General features: G+C 61.3%; 16 protein-coding genes and 1 pseudogene. 10 read left to right on the top strand and 7 right to left on the bottom strand.

Translation table 11 applies throughout. From position 1 onward, the window contains the following. The first annotated feature begins 58 nt into the window (after positions 1 to 58). Positions 59 to 814, top strand: coding sequence for a transglycosylase SLT domain-containing protein (locus D0550_RS18870; RefSeq protein WP_116810749.1), 756 nt, complete (start codon positions 59 to 61; stop codon positions 812 to 814). Here the strand turns inward: D0550_RS18870 and D0550_RS18865 are convergent. Continuing rightward, positions 792 to 2,687: a vWA domain-containing protein gene (locus D0550_RS18865; protein ID WP_116810748.1), complete on the bottom strand. Its 1,896-nt coding sequence runs from the start codon at positions 2,685 to 2,687 to the stop codon at positions 792 to 794. The genes D0550_RS18870 and D0550_RS18865 overlap by 23 nt on opposite strands. Before the next feature lie 80 nt (positions 2,688 to 2,767). Next, positions 2,768 to 3,196: a bacteriohemerythrin gene (locus D0550_RS18860; protein WP_116810747.1), complete on the bottom strand. Its 429-nt coding sequence runs from the start codon at positions 3,194 to 3,196 to the stop codon at positions 2,768 to 2,770. A gap of 168 nt (positions 3,197 to 3,364) precedes the next feature. Here D0550_RS18860 and D0550_RS18855 point away from each other — a divergent pair, with 168 nt between their 5' ends. From D0550_RS18855 to D0550_RS18820, 8 genes are all read left to right on the top strand, one after another. Then, positions 3,365 to 4,651 (top strand): MFS transporter, encoded by a 1,287-nt coding sequence (locus tag D0550_RS18855; RefSeq protein WP_116810746.1) that lies wholly within the window; start codon positions 3,365 to 3,367, stop codon positions 4,649 to 4,651. A 45-nt stretch (positions 4,652 to 4,696) separates the two neighbouring features. Continuing rightward, positions 4,697 to 6,301 (top strand): ABC-F family ATPase, encoded by a 1,605-nt coding sequence (locus D0550_RS18850; protein ID WP_116810745.1) that lies wholly within the window; start codon positions 4,697 to 4,699, stop codon positions 6,299 to 6,301. Between the two features lie 339 nt (positions 6,302 to 6,640). Continuing rightward, a complete protein-coding gene (locus D0550_RS18845) occupies positions 6,641 to 6,928 on the top strand; it encodes an RNA recognition motif domain-containing protein (RefSeq protein ID WP_116810744.1) in 288 nt (95 codons plus the stop codon). Positions 6,929 to 6,989: 61 nt separating this feature from the next. Next, the gene (locus D0550_RS18840) at positions 6,990 to 7,223 is read left to right on the top strand and encodes a hypothetical protein (protein ID WP_116810743.1); all 234 of its coding nucleotides are present in this window, start codon (positions 6,990 to 6,992) and stop codon (positions 7,221 to 7,223) included. A 61-nt stretch (positions 7,224 to 7,284) separates the two neighbouring features. Next, a complete protein-coding gene (locus tag D0550_RS18835) occupies positions 7,285 to 8,421 on the top strand; it encodes a hypothetical protein (protein WP_153067233.1) in 1,137 nt (378 codons plus the stop codon). Beyond that, positions 8,418 to 8,750: a DUF167 domain-containing protein gene (locus tag D0550_RS18830; RefSeq protein ID WP_116810741.1), complete on the top strand. Its 333-nt coding sequence runs from the start codon at positions 8,418 to 8,420 to the stop codon at positions 8,748 to 8,750. Before D0550_RS18835 ends, D0550_RS18830 begins: the two co-directional genes overlap by 4 nt. Before the next feature lie 50 nt (positions 8,751 to 8,800). Then, positions 8,801 to 9,421 carry a DUF502 domain-containing protein gene (locus tag D0550_RS18825; RefSeq protein WP_116810740.1) on the top strand — a complete coding sequence of 207 codons (621 nt, stop codon included), beginning with the start codon at positions 8,801 to 8,803 and terminating at the stop codon, positions 9,419 to 9,421. A 20-nt stretch (positions 9,422 to 9,441) separates the two neighbouring features. Beyond that, a complete protein-coding gene (locus tag D0550_RS18820; RefSeq protein WP_170134679.1) occupies positions 9,442 to 9,990 on the top strand; it encodes a cysteine hydrolase family protein in 549 nt (182 codons plus the stop codon). 6 nt (positions 9,991 to 9,996) lie between these two features. Here D0550_RS18820 and D0550_RS18815 read toward each other — a convergent pair whose 3' ends face one another. The 5 genes from D0550_RS18815 to bamA all read right to left on the bottom strand — a co-directional run bounded on the left by D0550_RS18815 (position 9,997) and on the right by bamA (position 16,015). Then, entirely contained in the window at positions 9,997 to 11,253 is a 1,257-nt protein-coding gene (locus D0550_RS18815) for an alpha/beta fold hydrolase (protein ID WP_206606396.1), read from the bottom strand. Positions 11,254 to 11,282: 29 nt separating this feature from the next. Next, positions 11,283 to 11,714 (bottom strand): DUF695 domain-containing protein, encoded by a 432-nt coding sequence (locus tag D0550_RS18810; RefSeq protein ID WP_116810738.1) that lies wholly within the window; start codon positions 11,712 to 11,714, stop codon positions 11,283 to 11,285. 55 nt (positions 11,715 to 11,769) lie between these two features. After that, complete coding sequence (locus tag D0550_RS18805; RefSeq protein WP_116810737.1) at positions 11,770 to 12,159, bottom strand: VOC family protein; 390 nt, start codon at positions 12,157 to 12,159, stop codon at positions 11,770 to 11,772. A gap of 111 nt (positions 12,160 to 12,270) precedes the next feature. Beyond that, positions 12,271 to 13,698 (bottom strand): DUF4397 domain-containing protein, encoded by a 1,428-nt coding sequence (locus tag D0550_RS18800; protein ID WP_161965923.1) that lies wholly within the window; start codon positions 13,696 to 13,698, stop codon positions 12,271 to 12,273. 10 nt (positions 13,699 to 13,708) lie between these two features. Further along, positions 13,709 to 16,015 carry an outer membrane protein assembly factor BamA gene (gene bamA / locus D0550_RS18795; protein ID WP_161965922.1) on the bottom strand — a complete coding sequence of 769 codons (2,307 nt, stop codon included), beginning with the start codon at positions 16,013 to 16,015 and terminating at the stop codon, positions 13,709 to 13,711. 289 nt (positions 16,016 to 16,304) lie between these two features. On the opposite strand from bamA, the pseudogene D0550_RS18790 reads away from it, so the two are divergent. After that, a pseudogene (locus tag D0550_RS18790) lies at positions 16,305 to 16,721 on the top strand (DUF885 domain-containing protein); the annotation flags it as partial.

The following is a 16,721-nucleotide window of genomic DNA, read 5'->3' as shown; positions in this document are numbered from 1 at the left end:
CTGGCGCTTCTCCAAGTTTCTACCGAGCGCAGCCACCCGTAAGCGGTGGCTGCGCATTTTGCGTTCGGCACCCCTGACCCTGCAGCTGGTCGTGGTGCTGCTGTTGACCGTGTCCACCTGGTTCGCGATCAACATCATCTACCAGGTGGTGCGCAAGCCCACCGAGCTGTTCTTTCCAGTCAGCGGCACGCTCTACAAAACGCCCAGCGAAACCTGGACGTCGTACGAGCCCATCTTCCGCAAGCATTCCACGGCCACCGTCAGTCCTGAATTGCTGGCCGCGCTCGCGCAGGTGGAAGGCTCGGGCAACCCCATCGTGCGCACTTACTGGCGCTGGACGTTCACCCATAAGCCGTTCGACATCTATCGGCCGGCGTCCAGTGCGGTCGGGATGTATCAGATCACCGATGGCACCTTCCGCGAGACACGTCAGCTGTGCATCCACGATCACAAGGTCGTGATGGACGGACCGTGGAACGACTTCAAATCGTGCTGGTTCAACAGTTTGTATCTGCGCGTCATCCCGTCGCATGCGGTGGAGATGACGTCGGCATATCTGGATCATCGGATCGCGATGATTCTTGCCAGGAACGGCATTCGTGCCGCGACGCTCAAGCAAAAGCAGGAGCTCGCCGCGGTGATTCACGTGTGCGGTGCTGGCGCGGGATCTGCTTTTGCGAGACGCGGGTTCCGTCCGCGCCCCGGCCAGCACTGCGGCGATCATTCCGTGCAGGGCTACATTTCGCGAGTGGAGCGGATGAAGAAGGTCTTCGCCGGTCTCGCGCAACAGCCTAAAGCTTCACTGTGGCAGTAGTCTTCGATTCGATCGTGACGGACTGAGTGCGACTTGTCTGGCCTTTGATGCGTACGGAGTAGTTGCCGGGCATCACGCTGATCGCATCGCCGCCGCTCACTCCAGTGGCGACCACCTGACCTTGCGGCGTCACCACTTCGAAGCTCGGGCGCATCGACTGCGTCAGCGCATTGCTCAACCCGGCGGCATCCTTGGCATCGAAGTAGCTGCCGTTGCCGAGCGACGCCCAGTGACTGAATGTGAGGGCGAGCTTGGGATCTTCGATGGCAAAGCCGACGATGTTGACTCGCACCGTCGTGCCTGCCTTGGTCAGTGCCGCAATGGCCGCGGCTGGATCGCCTCCGCAGGTCTCTTCGCCGTCGGTGAGGAGGACGACCAGGCGCTCGCCTTTGATGGAAGCCAGGTCCGATGACACTTTTTCCAGCGACGCGCCGATCGGTGTGCGTGCATTGTTCTTTGCTTCCAACGCTTTGATCTTCGCGTCGACGGCCGCGGCGTCGAGCGGGCTCACCGGAATGTCCAGATCGGTCTGACACGAATCCACTTCGCGACCGAACACGCGCAACGCGAACGGCGTGCCGGCCGGGATGCCGCTGGAGGTCAGCTTGCTCAATGTTTGTTTCGCGATGTCGATGCGTCGCTGGCTGCCGATCTTCTGCAGCATGCTGCCGGAGGCGTCGAGAATGATTTCGATGCCGCCACCGGCCGCCACGGCACTGCTCGTCGTGACGAGCAACTTGCCCGGCTCCTGCTTCGCCGGCGTGATGCGAATGTTGGTCTTGGCCAGCGTGGTGTGGGACTGACCGGTCGCGTACCACAACTCATATTCACCCGCCTGCAACGGCGCGAGCAGCTTCGCCGGATTGCCGCGAGCTGGATACTCATAGTTGCCGGTTCTGCCTTGCTGCGCGCCTTTCGGGACGATGGTGATGTAGTCGGAGGGATTGTTCGGGCCTTTCCACGTCACGGCGAAGGTGCTGCCAGCCACGGCTTCCGTCGGCGCCTGCAGCGATGCGGTCACGGCACCGACGGTGATCTTGGTCGATGCGAGCGTGGCATAACTCTGGCCGGTGAGATACCGAACTTCGTACTGACCGCCAACATCGGGAGCGCGCAACTGCACGGGATTGCCGGCGTCCGTGTACTCGTACTGTCTGTAGCGACGCTCCGGTGCGCCGGCTTCCACGATGGTGATGAAGTCTTTCGAATTGTTCGGCCCCTGCCATTTCACATCGAACGCCGCGCCGGCGTTCACCTGCGCCGGCGCGCTGACGCTGGCGGTGACTTTGCCGATGGTCAGCTTTTGTGTGGCGATGACTTTGTCGCCATTGCCCAGGAAATAACGCAGCTCGTAATCGCCACCCGCATCGGGTGCGCGCAGCACCGAAGGGTTGCCGTTGCGCGTGTATTCATAGACGACATAGGGGCGTTCGGCATTGCCGATGGCGATGTAGTCGCGGTCGTTGTTCGGCCCGGTCCATTTGATTTTGAACTCCGCCCCGGCGGCGACCTGCGCAGGTGCATCGAATGTCGCCGTCACGGCGATAGCTTTCAGCGGCAGGCGGGCCAGCGTCGGGTAGGGACTGTCGGCCGAGAGCAAACGAATTTCATAGTCCCCCGGCGTTCCCGGCATGCGCAGTTCGACCTTGCCGGCGGCGACGGCGTACTCATAGGCGTCGTACTGGTTCTCCGGCGTGCCCTTGGCAACGATCGTGATGAAGTTGCGCGGATTGGTGTTGCCGGTGAACGTGACGGCGATGGCGGTGCCTATGTTCGCCGTCTCGGGAGCCTTCAGGGCCGGTGCCGCCCACGCGAGCGGGGTCCCGATCAGGAACAACCAAACGATTCTCGACAGCGTCGATCGGGCGAGCATGGAGGACCTTCGGGTAGGCGCGGGAGTGCGGATTCTAGGTCACGCCCGCACCCGGTCGCCTCGGCCGATAGGGCCAGTCCTCAGCCCGCCTTGCGGTGTTCTTTTCTCGCTTCCTGGGCGAAATGCTCCCCGTATTTACGGTCGATGTGCATTATGTGAGAGCGCAGCCACAGCTCCAGGTAGTCGAAGAACTCCTTGGTGAACGTGCCCGGGCCGTCCAGGAACTCCTGTTTGTGGGTCGCCAGCTCCTTGAGCAGTCGCGCATGGATGCCTTTGTGAATCTCCAGCTGCGGGTAGCGCTGGCGGGTCAGCATGGCTTCCTCTTCGCGGAAATGGCGCACCGTGATGGTCTCCAGGTGCTGCAGCAGCCGGGTCAGCTCGACCTTGCCGGCGCCTGCATGCGATCTGTCATACAGCGCGTTCATGGCGTCGACGATGTGGTGGTGCTGGTCGTTCATCTCCTCGACCAAAACGTCGTATTTCTTAGAGTCCCAGGTAAACAGAGTCATGGGCTGATCCTTTTAGTTGTGTCCCTCCCTATAGCGACGGGCAGGCAGTGGCGCTGAAGACGGGGGTTCCCCGGGGTTCTCCGGTGGAACCCCGGATGGCCCCATTCTCCAGCCTTTCGTGCGAGAATCCGCGCCCGAAAAACCCCCAAAATCGTCCCCCGGAAGCTAATGACTCAGTCGTCGGCGTCGAGCGGCGCGGGCAACTCGCCGCGGCGGGTGCTGTTTGCGAGCCTGATCGGCACCACCATCGAATATTTCGACTTCTACATCTACGCGACGGCGGCCGTGCTGGTGTTCCCGCAGCTGTTCTTTCCGGCGGGCGATCAGGCGTCGGCGACGCTGCAGTCGCTGGCGACCTTTGCGCTGGCGTTTTTCGCGCGGCCACTGGGATCGGCGCTGTTCGGCCATTTCGGCGACCGCGTCGGGCGCAAGGCCACCCTGGTGGCGGCGCTGCTGACGATGGGGCTGTCGACGGTGTTCATCGGCTTGCTGCCGACTTATGACGCCATCGGCTTGTGGGCTCCGGCGCTGCTGGCCTTATGTCGTCTCGGCCAGGGGCTGGGATTGGGCGGCGAGTGGGGCGGGGCGGTGCTGCTCGCGACCGAAAACGCGCCCCCCGGCAAGCGCGCCTGGTATGGGATGTTTCCGCAGCTCGGCGCGCCCTTGGGCTTCATTTGCTCCACGGGTGTGTTCCTGCTGCTAACCGAATTCTTGAGCGATGCCGAGTTCTTCGTGTGGGGTTGGCGGGTGCCGTTCGTTGCGAGTGCGCTGCTGGTGTTTGTGGGCTTGTACGTGCGCCTGCGTTTGCATGAGACGCCGGCCTTTCAGCGCGCCATCGACAACAACGAGCGGGTGCGGCTGCCGATGTTGACGGTGATTACCAAGTATCCAATGACGCTGATTCTCGGCACGTTCGGTGCCACTGCGACATTTGTGATTTTCTATTTGATGACGGTGTTCTCGCTCAGCTGGGGCACGAGCGCGCTGGGCTATTCGCGCCAGGAGTTCCTGATCCTGCAGATGATCGGCGTGCTGTTCTTCGCGCTGACGATCCCAGTCTCCGCTGTGATCGCCGACCGTCGCGGCCGCTTCGCGATGCTGATCGCCGCGACCATCGGCATCATGGCGTTCGGCCTGTTCTTCGCGCCGCTCTTCAGTGCCGCGTCGCCGCTGCGTGTGGTCGTATTCCTCGCGCTGGGGCTGGGCCTGATGGGGCTGACCTACGGTCCGCTCGGTACGGCACTTTCGGAGTTGTTTCCGACCTCGGTCCGGTACACTGGCGCCTCTTTGACTTTCAACCTCGCCGGCATCGTCGGCGCCTCGCTCGCGCCGTACGTGGCTACCTGGCTCGCCACGCACTATGGTCTGGCGTATGTCGGCTATTACCTCACGGCCGCGGGCGCGCTGACTTTGCTGTCGCTGCTCTTGATCCGTCGGTCGCAGCCACAACCTTGAGCCCTCTTTTTTAGTTTTCGACACTTTCAAAACACGACACGCGCAATGCTTTCAACCGCCAACGTTTCCATCCAATTCGGCGCCAAGCCGCTGTTCGAACAGGTCTCGGTCAAATTCGCCGATGGCAACCGCTATGGGCTGATCGGCGCGAACGGCTGTGGCAAATCCACGTTCATGAAGATTCTCGGTCGCGAGCTGGATCCCAGCTCGGGCGAAGTCATGCTCATGAACGGCCTGCGCCTGGGCAAGCTGCGCCAGGACCAATTCGCCTATGAAGATCAGCGCGTGCTCGACGTGGTTATGCAGGGCCACGCGGAAATGTGGGAAGCGATGGTGGAGCGCGATCGCATCTACGCGAATGCCGATGCGACCGATGAGGACTACATGCGCGCCGCCGAGCTGGAAGCGAAATATGCGGAATACGGCGGGTATGACGCCGAAGCGCGCGCTGCCAGCATTTTGAAGGATGCGGGCATCGAGCCTTCGTATCACAACGGCCCGATGCGCGAAGTCGCGCCGGGTTGGAAGCTGCGCGTGCTGCTCGCACAGGCGCTGTTCTCGCGGCCCGACGTGCTGCTGCTCGATGAGCCCACCAACAACCTGGATATTCACTCCATCGGCTGGCTCGAGAGCGTGCTCAATCAGTACGACGCCACCATGATCATCATCAGCCACGACCGTCACTTCCTGAATCAGGTGTGCACGCACATGGCCGATCTGGACTACGGTCAAATCAAGATCTATCCGGGCAACTACGACGACTTCATGCTCGCGTCCGTGCAGGCGCGCGAACGCGTGGAAACGGCGAATGCCAAGGCCAAAGAACGCATCTCCGATCTGCAGGAGTTCGTGCGGCGCTTCTCGGCAAACGCTTCCAAAGCGCGCCAGGCGACCTCGCGTCTGCGTCAGATCGACAAGATCAAGATCGAGGAAGTGAAGCCGTCCTCGCGCCAGAACCCATACATTCGTTTCGAGCAGGAAAAGAAGCTGTATCGAAACGCGGTGACCGTGGAGGAGCTGAGCTTCACCTATCCAGGCGCGCAGTCGCCGGTGCTCGACAATGTGAATTTCAACGTCGAGGCGGGCGAGCGCATCGCCATCATCGGCCAGAACGGTGTGGGCAAAACCACGCTGATGCGCCTGCTGGCGGGCGAGTTGCAGCCGAACAAAGGCACCATCACCTGGGTCGACAACGCCAAGGTCGGCTACATGCCGCAGGATCCGCAGGCGGAGTTCGCGGAGAAAGTGGATTTGTTCACTTGGATGACCGAGTGGCGTGGTAAGAGCGACGACGACCAGATCGTGCGCGCCACCCTGGGCCGTCTGCTGTTCTCCGGCGAGGAGACGCGCAAGTCGGTGAAGGTGCTGTCCGGCGGTGAGAAGGGCCGCATGATCTACGGCAAGCTGATGCTGATGCGGCCGAACGTCCTGCTGCTCGACGAGCCGACCAACCACATGGACATGGAAACCATCGAGTCGCTGCAAATCGGCGTCGAGAAGTATCCGGGCACGATGGTCTTCGTCTCGCACGACCGCGAATTCGTCGGCGGGGTCGCCAACCGCATCATCGAGGTGCGGCCGGGCGGCCAGCTGGTCGATTTCAAGGGCACGTACGACGAGTACTTGAAGTCGCAGGGCCTCGCGGCCTGATGTTGCGGGCGCCTCACCGCGGTTGGCGGTGGGGCGCCGTCCTAGCGGGGATTCATCCAAAATACTCGTCACGGCCCCCGCGGGCCGTGTATAGTGCCCGCGGCTCGTCACCTTTCTCTTTATCTTTTTTGGTCCGCGGCGATTTCCGCCCCGATCCACTGCCGGCACCTAGCTCCGGCGTGACCAACTCAACCTAAACCGAATCGTTGCCGAACCACGGTGGGTCGTGCGCATGCACAGCCCGTTTCTGCGACCTGTTTCGGCGTCCTCTCACGGATGTGATGGACGCGTTGAGTGCCGGCTGGATGCCGGCAGGTTCGCGCCTTGTTGGAGTATCGAATGAGCAAGATTTACGTGGGCAATCTGCCCTTTTCCGCTGATGAAAACGCCGTCCGCGACCTGTTCGCGCAGCACGGCACGGTCGAGTCCGTGGCCCTGATCATGGACCGCGAGACCGGTCGCCCCCGCGGCTTCGGCTTCGTCGAAATGCCGCGTGCCGATGCGGCCCGCGCCATCCAGACGCTGAACGGCTTTAACATGGGCGGCCGTCCGCTCAAGGTTAACGAGGCTCAAGACAAGCCTCGCGGCGGTGGCGGCGGCGGCGGCGGTGGTCCGCGTCGCTGGTGATTGAATGCCCCGCGGCGCTTCGGCGCCGCGGGGCTGTTTCTGCTGAGTACAAGGAGCTGCGATGAAAGTTACCGGCGCCACTGAAGCGTTGCTCGAGGTGCCGTTCGTGCGTCGCTCCGTAACACCCATCGCTGCGCCGGAAGGCGGCGAGGGCGTCTGGCACAAGTATGTGATTGCGCAAGGCGACAATCACATCACCGGCTTGCGCGCTGGCTCGCTGGCCGAAGTCACCCGGCACGTGGACGAGATGACCGACCGGCTGAACGAACGCCGCAACGGCAAAAAATCCAGATAGGGCGCTCGCCCGGTTCTTGCCGCCATCGATTGCCCGCGACTACAGTCGCGGCATGCATGCGATGGAAACGCTCAAATATCTGCTGACGCCGCTGCGCGGCGCGTCGCTCATTCTGATCGTTTTATTCAGTTTCCTGTTGCTGCTGGCGGCCAAGGGCGGGCTCATGGGCCTGCCGCTGGCGCTCATCGTCCTCTCCTGGTTCTTCAAATACGGGTTCGCTCTGTTGGATAAGGTTGCCGACGGAGTGAGCGAGCCGCCGGTGCTTTCTTATGAGATGGTGAACCCGGCCAACGAGTCGAGGCCACTGGGATTGCTGGCCATCGTGGGCGTTTTCTACATAACCACCGGCATGCTGCAGTCGTCCTTGGGCAGCGGCCCGGTCACGGTGCTGCGTGCGATCGGATTGTTGCTCGTGCCGGCGATCATCATGATCCAGGCGTTGGACGGCTTCGTCGAGTCGCTCAATCCGGTCCGACTGCTGCAGATCATTGTTCGCGTGCCTGACAGCTATGTGCTGATCCTCGCTTTACTTGCGGGCGCATGGTGGTTGGCGACCGTGCTCGTGAGCTGGCTGCCCAGCGCGGAGCTGCCGTTTTCCATCGCCATTCCGATGCCCGATGTCGTGCGCGTCGTGATTCTGATGTACGCGTGGCTGGCGTCGTTCGCCATGATCGGTGGCGTTCTATATGTCCGCCGCGCCGAGCTTGGCTTCGAGCCGTCGCATTCGCCAGAACGGGCGGCGGAGAAAGCGCAGCGGGAACGGCAGCGTGAGATCGATATTCTCATCGATCGTATTTTTGCCGAGTGGCGCGGCGGAGCGTATGGCAACGCGTGGCGAACCATCGAGAAACACTTGAGCAGCAGCCCGCGCCCGAGCGAGGAGTTGCAGATTTTGTTTCAACGCGCTTCGCAGTGGCCGGACCAGCGGCTGGCTCATCGCTTGGCGCAGGAACTGATCCCACAGTTGTTGGCAGCGCGGCGCACGGGTGACGCGTTGAATATTGCGAGAGCGCAGTTGCAGGCAGATGTGAAATTCAAACCGCTGAAAAGCGACGACACGATCAAACTGATCGAGCTCGCTCGCGATGCCGGCGATCGTCGCACCGCGCGGATGTTGCTGGCTGGGTTCGATGAGCGTTATGAAGATGATGTCGCTCGTCGAATCGCTGGCCAACTCGCGCAGCAGTTGGAGCGATGATTTCGATGGCTGATTCGGCGCGCATCAATGTGTATGTTCAGCCGCGGGCGAGTAAGACTGCTGTCGTGGGCATGCACGACGGCTGCGTGAAAATCAGATTGGCGGCACCGCCGGTGGATGGAGCTGCCAATGCAGCGTTGGTCGAGTTCGTCGCCGAGCAGGTGGGTGTTGCGAAGTCACGCGTGCGCATTACTGCGGGGTTGACCAGTCGTCGCAAGACGGTCGAGGTCGATGGCGTCACTGCAGAGCAGCTTGCTGGCGCGTTATCCCTTCCTCAATCGCTGCCGTCGATTCGACCACAGACAACGTCGAAAACGAAGCTACAATAATTTCGCGAGGATCTTCGAGCAACGCGCGGCGCGCGTGCGAGGTGGTGCTTATGAAGAAGTCACTGCTGTTCATCGCGAAATCCATCCTGAGCGGCTTTCTGATCATCGCTCCGCTGTACCTTGCTGTCCTGCTCATCCTCAAGGCAGTCGACGCGGTAGGCACCCTGGTACGCCCATTGATGCGGCTGCTGCCAGACTATCTGCCGGCCGAACGACTCCTATCGCTGCTGCTCGTGCTCTTCATCTGTTTCCTGATCGGCCTCGCGATCCGCACGCAGTCCGGTCGCGCTGCGAGTGAGCGTATCGAGAAATCGCTGTTCGAACGCATTCCTGCCTACGCGCTGTTCCGCAGCCTCACACAGCAACTGGTGGCGGATAGTCGCGAGAAATGCTGGAAGCCCGCACTGGCAGAGATCGAAGAGGCGCTCGTTCCGGCTTTCATCATCGAAGAGCTCAAGGACGGGTACACTGTGTTCGTGCCTTCGGTGCCCACGCCGCTGGCGGGTACCGTCTATATCCTGAATCGGCATCGCGTCCATCCGGTGAACGTGCCCTTTACTCAGGCTGTCCAGGTCGTCGCTCGATGGGGTCTGGGCGCTAAAGCGCTTTACTCGGCGATGGACCGCGCGAGCGAGCCGTCCGATCCAGTGGCGCGCCCGGCGTTGCGATGATTTGCAGGTGAGGAGAAACCATGTCGCTCGATTTCGCAGGGAGCTACATCGATAGCTCCGCTCTCGTCATCATGCACTATCAGGTCGACGTCTTTGCCATCCTGTTCGGGGAGCAACGGTCGCCGCTGCTGGATCAGTGCAATGACCTGATCCGGCGCTGGCGCGTCACTGGCCGGCCGGTGCTGTTCCCCAATTTTTTCCTGGGCGAAAACCATGAGCACGCCTCGCAGAACAACCGCCTGATTTCATCGATCGTGCCCACCGGTCGATTCCGTAACGCGCAGCCGATGCAAGGGCTCGCGATCGAACCGGACGACGTTTTCTATTCTTGCCCGCGAGCCAGCGTCTTCCATGGCACCTCTCTGGACGCCGATCTTCGCTCACGCGGCATCAGCACTCTCGTCATGGCCGGGATCAGCAGCACTGGCGTCGTTCTCTCGAGTATCACGTGGGCCAGTGATGCGGACTACGACGTGCGCCTGGTCCGAGACTGCTGCTATGACCCGGATCAAGCAGCGCATGAGGCTTTGTTTCGTACTGGGTTCGGCGGTCGCGTGCAGGTGGTGTGAGGCGCTTCAAGTCCCCGTGCGCTGTGTCTTGCCCAGAAAATCCAGCAGCGCCTCGTTGACCTGTTGCGGCCGTTCCTCCGCGAGCGAATGACCTGCCCGGTCTATGAGTCGCACGGACACCAATTGGCTGCACACGCTGTGCATGCCTTCAAACGCTCCCGGCGACTGATAGGTGGCCCAGTCGCGGTCGCCGCCGATGTAGCACGCGGGAACATCGATGGTTCGAGCTGAGAAGGCTTTCAGATCGCTTCCGAGTCTCGGGTCGTTTGCCACCCGGTAGTAGTTGAGTCCGCCTTGAAATCCAGTTCGAGCGAACTCCGTGCTGTACACGCGCAGATCTTGCTCCGTCATCCATGTGCAGTTGGCGATTTGCTGCTCAGAGGGCATTCGCGCGGCCATTGTTTCAGCAAATCCCTTGTGCAACTCCATGATGTAGTAGTCCGGCATCTTGGCCAGCTCGGATGCAGACCAGGAGGCCAGCGGAAACGGCTTGTTTCCTGCCCAATCCGCGCTCTTGAAGTGAAACAGAGCCCGCAGGAGATCATGCACCCCTTGTGGCGCGCGCCACATGTCGTTGTTTGCATCGCTCGTGGCGCTATACGTGATGTAGTGCTTGCGGGGGCGCGGGAGTGCAGCCAGTTCCTTGTCCATGTCGGTGTCAGCGCTGGATGATGGTCGCTTGCCGGTCGTGCCGAGCGGCAGCGTGGGCGGCTTCAGAAACGGAGTGCTCATCGACACGACAGATCGGAAAACGTCCGGGCGCACGCGAGCACACCATTGCGCCGTAGGTCCGCCCCAGTCGTGGCCGACGACAGCCGCAACCGACTCGTGCCCGAGAGCGCGTACTAATCCAACAATGTCGCTCACACGATTGAGCATGGAATAAGGCAGCAGATCATCCTCGTACTCAACGGGCCGTGTGACACTTTGACCGTAACCACGCAGATCGGGGGCAATGACATGAAAGCCCGCTTGTGCCAGGGGAAGTAGCTGATTCCGCCAGGTATAGGCCAGCTCAGGAAACCCATGTAGTAGCACCACGCACGGGCTGCCGCGGCGACCGTATCCCGCTTCGAGGATGTGAAGCGCTGCGCCGGTGTTGGTATTGACTCGCTTTGAGCGAATGCCCGCCGCCAGGGTGTTGTGGCCGTAGAGAACGTCTTTGTTCTCCGGGCGTGCGTTCGTGCCGTGCGCCATTGCCCAGGGTACGGCAGTTTGTGCCAACAGTGCGCCAGCGCTTCCCAACATCTGACGACGGTTCATGTGCGTCCTTCGTGAGTGTCCGGGTCCTACTAGTGCGGTCGATCGGTGTCTTCCAGGATCCGGGATAGCGCCGTCCATTCGGGATCGTCGTCCATCTCCAGGTCGATCGGCAGATCTCCTTGTGCTCCGAGCGCTTGCGAAATTGCTGCCTGAGTCGATGCTTTGTCGCGACAGTAAAACTGCCAGAGCCGCTGCCCGTCGTAGGTCACAACAGCGAACAGGGCGCACATGTTGTCTTGCTCCAGCACCGGCAAGATGAGCTCCTCGAACTCGCCCATCTCGCGAGCATCTGCCTCGCTGGGCATCCGAGTTACGGGATCTCCTTCGTAGTCCCAGGAAATTCTGAGCAACTTGGCGTGCGAGGAGGGGCTCACGGCCGCCGGCAACATCTCCCGTCCACGGATCAGTGCCGGAAGCTCATCGATCTTGCCCTCACTCAGAAACCAGGTGTCAACGATCATCTCGGTTCCTTCACACGGATCTGTTTGTGCTTCGCCTCAAAGTGCGCGAGACGTTTTAACGCCGCGAGGGTTCGAAAAACTCGATCGAATTGCCGTCAGGATCGAGCAACTGGATCTGCCGGCCACCTGGTCCTGCTTCCATCTCGTTACGGAACTGCGCGCCGCTCTGCTCGAGTTTCGCAATGACTTCGACCAGGTCCGTCACGCGCAGCACCACTCGGTTCCACCCACCCGGCTCCTGACGACGGCCGTCGGGCATCGGTCGTGAGCCGGATGCTCCTGGCCCGCTCAACAACAGATGCAGGCCGCCGAGCGAAACGTTGGCAAAGGCTGGCAACTGCTGAAACTCCAGCTTGAAGCCGAGCAGCTCGACGTAGAACCTGACCGACCGGCCGACGTCGGTGACTTGATATCGAACACCGTGAAATTCGCTTGGAGTCGGCATGGGCGGTCTCCGAAGTGACGGTTGATAGCCCGACCTTGCCACAGTTCTGAGGGTTTAGGCAGTCGTCGTCTGCCTGATTTTTTTGACTGCGAACAAGTGTCATGCAGAGAACTAGTTCGACGTAGCCACATCGCTGACTGGCAACAGTTCCAGGCCGCCGCTTTCATTGTCGAGCAGCACGAGCGTTTTCACGTCGCCATTGTCGACGTGAAACCGGGCCGGTCCCATCACCAGCTTCGACGTGCGAGCGAAATAGAAGTAAACGTCGTAATCGCCGGCCTTGAGCGTGAATTGGCTGCTTGGGTTCTGATACGCCAGCGAGGAGACGTTGGCCGCTGTCTCATCGTCAGCGAAGTCTACTGCCTCACCAGGCAAGCGCAGATAGAGGTCCAGCAGATCGGCATCTTCGAGACTGCCTGCGCCGTGCAGGAATCGAAACGTCGCCTGCGTCGGGACGCTGCGGGCGTCTGCGGCGAGCACGACTGCATCGACCACAGACGCCGGGCCCATCGCGTACGCGGTGTAGTACCCGCCCGCGACCGCGTCGAACTCTTCGAAGAATACATACGGGTAGCCGGCGCCGGCGGGCACGGCGATCATGCCGTTCTCGCCCTTTTTGATGGGCACATAGTCCGTCGACTGTCGAAAGCCAATGTTCTGGGCCAGCGGATCGGCCAGCCCCGAGCCGACAGTCACATCCAGAGCCGGCGTGTCGTGTGAGATGTGAACGAACTTGAGTGCTGCGCCGTCACGGGAGTCCCGGACCTCGCCGCTGCCGACGATCAGGAGCTTGGTGGCCATCGAGGTCGGACCGTTGCTATCGGCGATGGCCATCAGGATCCGATTCTGCTCGGCGAACGTCATCGACTTGGAGCGATAGAGAACGTCGCTGGTGCCGGCGGCCATCAATTCGACCACGACGTCGGTGGTCAGCGTCGAATCGTCATCCAGATCGTCGCCGTCCCGAACGAGTGACAGCTCGAACGGCGTCGTCGTCTGGGTGATAGATAAAGTGTCGACGTAGTATCGCGACGTGATGCCCGCCTTTACCGCCGTCACATATACATCCACCGTCGGCGTGTCAGGCGACGCATGGGTGAATTGCAGAACGAGCTTGTCGTCAGCGACAGTCTCGCGCTGATCCAGGCCTTCGATGATGTAGGTGTGGATTTCATTCAGACGCCCGTAGGCCACGACCGTATATTCCGTTCCCGCAACGAACGTGTGGGCGGAGGCGCCGCTGATAGGCATCTCGGTTTCGTCGTCGTCGTCATCGTCGTCCAGATCCCCGGGCAGCAGCGCGCTGAAGCTGATCGTGTGCTCGCCCGGATGTCCCGCGGAGAAACTGGTGACGCTGCCATAGCCGGCACTGGAGAGCGTCGTATCGTCGAGATCGATTTGCAGCGTGGGCGAATCCTTGACCAGATTCAGGCTGCGCAGATGAAAGGTCGTCTCGTCCTCATTCAGAGACTTGTTGCTGCAAGCACAGAGCAGACCCAGCAACGCGACGGCACCGACAGTCCGGGTCCATGTGCGCATCGCGTGCTCCTCAGAATGCATTGCCGATCGAGAACTGGAAGCCTTTGAGCTCGTCGCCATAGTTCAACTCCGTGCTCCTGCGATAGGTGAGGGGCACTGCATAACTGAAGCGGAACAGTCCGAGCGGCGCGAGCCATTCCACGCCGACGCCGACCGAGGAACGGAAGTGGTTCCAGTTGAAGTCGTACTCGACGGGAAAGCCGCCTTTGTCGGTGAACTTCGTGTCGCCCAGATAGGCGACCTGACCGAAGTCATAAAACAAAGTGACGCGCGCGCTGTTCTTGAATTTCTCAGGCATGGGCAGGATGGCTTCGATCTGCCCGGTGATGGCGAAATCGCCGCCGTACGGATTGCCGAGGGAGTCGCGCGGGCCGAGCCGCGATTCTTCGAAGCCGCGAACCGTGCCGGGACCGCCGACGAAGAAATTCCTTTGCGGCGGCAAGGCGGTCGTATCGCCGAAGGATGCGCCGTAGCTGACGCGTGAGCTGAGGCTCAGCGGCATCCAGCTCAAATAAGGAAGGCGCATGAACTGCTGGGACTCGTAGCTCGCGACGTAGTATTCGATATCGCTGCCCGGCGGCGTCGCGCTCAAAGACAACCGATGAATCGCCCCTCGTGTCGGGAAGAGCAGGCGGTCGCGGCTGTCGTAGCCCCAGCCGAGATTGATCTCGAACACCTGATAGTTGGTGCCGAGAATGGTGTACGCGCCCGATTTTTTCTTGTAAGGGGAGCCGTTGGCCCCGACCCAATCCTGGAACTGCTGGGAGCTGTAAGCCGTCGTCGCCAGCTCCGCGGCCTGCCAGCTGCTGCCCAGGCGCAAGCTTTGGTATTCGCTGAGCGGGAAGCTGAAGTCCATGCCGGTCAGCCAGGTCTCGGTGGAAAAGTCCGAGGACGCGGACGTGAGCTGGGTGACCTTGCGATAGGCAAGACTGGTGGTGCGGCCAATGCCGTCGAGGGTCACGAAGGGGTTGGTATGCGACAGGTCGTAGGCCTTGGTGTATTTGCCCGAGTTCAGATTGAACGCGACGCGCTCGCCGGTACCGAGGAAGTTGGTATGGACGATGTTGCCGTTGAGGATGAACGACTGGGATTCCGAGTAGCCGATGCCGCCGCCGAATTGGCCGGGCAGGCCTTCTTCGATCTTGAAATCGACGTCGACGAGGTCGGGGGTGCCGGGCACCGGCGCGGTCTCGAAGTCGACTTTCTGGATGAAGGGCAGGCGTTGTATGCGTTGTTTGGAGCGCTCGATGGCAGCGTTCGATAGATAGGAACCCTCGAGTTGGCGCATCTCGCGACGGAACACCACGTCATTCACGCTGGTGGCGCCATTGAAGTTGATGCGCCGGACATACACGCGATGGCCGGGGTCGACGACCAAGGCCAGCGACAGCTGTTTGGTCGCCGGATCGATTTGCGGAACGGCGTCCACCTTCGCGAACGCGTAGCCATCGAGGCCGAGCCGCAAGGTCATGGCTTCGGTGGACTGCGTGACTCGCCGCAATGAATACAAGTCGCCGGCCTGAATCATCACCAGTCGGCGCAGCTCCGATTCGGGTACGACCATCTCACCGCTGAGGCGCACCTGCGAGATGCGATAGACCTCGCCCTCGTGCACGTTCAGCGTGATGAAGATTTCGTCCTTCTCCGGGCCGATCGCCACTTGACTCGAAGTCACGGCGAAGTCGGCATAGCCGCGATCCATGTAGTAGGAGCGCAGTTTTTCGATGTCGCCGGACAGGGATTCTTTCGCGTAGCGATCGTCCTGGCGGTACCACGACAGCCAGTTCGGCGTGTTCAGCTCGAACGGCTCGGTCAGCTCTGCGTCGGTGAAGGCCCGGTTGCCGGTGATGTTGATCTGATGGATGCGGGCGCGTTTGCCCTCGGTGATGTCGATCGCGACCTTCACCTTATTGCCCGGCACCTCGTCCGCGCGTGTGTCGACCTTCACCGCATACTTGCCGCGGGAGAAGTATTGTTCGGTGAGGTACTGGCGGACTTCGTCGAGCACCGACTGATCGAAGGTCTTGCCGGAGGACAGGCCGACATTGCGCAGCGAGCGTTCCAGATCCTCGGTCTTGATGTCCTTGTTGCCTTTGACCTCGAAGCTCTCGATGGTGGGGCGTTCGCGAACCGCGACGATCAGGGCGCCGCCGTCGCGACGCATCTCCACGTCCTTGAAGAATCCCGTGCCGTACAGCGCCCGGATCGCCTCGTCCAGCCGGCGGCTGTCGATGGCGTCGCCAATGTTGATGGGCAGGTAGTTGAAGACAGTGCCTTCGCTGATTCGCTGCAAGCCCTCGATGCGAATCTCACCCACCGCGAATTGGGAACTGGACGTAAGTGCGAGGCTACTTGCGTCTTGCGCGCGTAACTTTCCAGCGCCGAGTGGGTTAACCAGTAAGGCACATGCGAGCAGACAAACTGCGAGCGGTCGCGACATTCGCAGCTGGATGCGCGGCGAATGCAAAGGGTCGCAGGGTTATCGGAGCTGCCCTTGCCTATCGGTGTTGTTTCTAACTCTGAATCGCCGATAAATGATTACAATTCGCTACTTGATTGATCGGGAGGGATGGCCGATGCAAACAACCTGTTCTGGCCCTCGAAGCGTGCTTGCCGCAGTACTGCTTGCGTGCGCGCCCTTGGTCATGGCGGCCGATCCGGCGCCAGCCACACCTGTCTGGGTCGTAGAGAGCAATCGGCACGCACAAGTCCTGCTCGACGTGCTGGCCAAGTATTCGCCGGAGAGTGCGTCGTTCTTCGGTGTGGAGGGTCACGACGCCGACGTAGTCGACCTGAGGCCCGGCTTCTCCGAGCGCCAGCAAGCGGATTTGCAGGCGGCGCAGTCCAAGCTCGAAGCCGTGCGAGCTACGGTGAGCGATCCACTGGTACGTCAGGACCTCGACATCTTGATCAAAGCGGCCGCCGATCAGCGGCGTACGCTCGAGCTCAACGATCGCTTGCTGCTGCCGTTCCAGGATGTCGGTCAGCTGGTGTTTCAGAGTTTTCAGGATCTGCTCGATCCG

It is taken from the genome of Steroidobacter cummioxidans (assembly GCF_003104955.1).
The sequence above is the reverse complement of the archived record's forward strand: the minus strand, read 5'-3'. Positions and strand labels throughout refer to the sequence as shown.